General features: G+C 63.7%; 1 protein-coding gene. It reads left to right on the top strand.

All coding sequences use genetic code 11. The features are described 5' to 3' along the window. A partial coding sequence (locus G3446_RS27205; protein WP_245232851.1) for a reverse transcriptase domain-containing protein occupies positions 1-589 on the top strand: 589 nt, incomplete at both ends.

The following is a 589-nucleotide window of genomic DNA, read 5'->3' as shown; positions in this document are numbered from 1 at the left end:
GCGCGGCTGCACGAGAACCTGAGCGACCTGCTCGAACGGTTCAAGAGCGGTCGTTATCAGGCGCCACCGGTGCGACGCGTTCACATCCCCAAGGATGGAACGAAGAAGACCCGGCCCATTGGCATACCGACTCTGGAAGACAAGATCCTCCAACGGGCGGTGCTGATGGTGCTGGAGCCGGTCTACGAGCAGGACTTTCTGGACGGCTCCTATGGCTTCCGTCCAGGACGTAGCGCCCACCAGGCGCTGCAAGCCTTGTGGGACGGGGTCATGGACCTGCGCGGTGCCTGGGTGATCGACCTCGACATCCAAGCCTTCTTCGACAGCATGGAGCGAAGCCATCTGCATGCCTTTCTCGACCAACGGGTACGTGACGGCGTGATCCGTCGCGTGCTGGGCAAATGGATGCACGCCGGCGTCATGGAAGAGGGGGTCATCCACCATCCCGAGCGGGGCAGCCCGCAAGGGGGTGTGATCAGCCCGCTGGTGTCGAATCTCTACCTGCACGAAGTCCTCGACCGCTGGTTCGAGGACACCGTCAAGCCGCGCCTGCGCGGGCGGGCCTTCATGGTCCGCTTCGCTGACGATG

Origin of the sequence: Thiorhodococcus minor, assembly GCF_010820565.1 — a bacterium.
GTDB classification, from domain to species: Bacteria; Pseudomonadota; Gammaproteobacteria; order Chromatiales; family Chromatiaceae; genus Thiorhodococcus; species Thiorhodococcus minor.
Note: the sequence above shows the minus strand (reverse complement) of the source record. Positions and strands in the feature narration are given on the sequence as shown.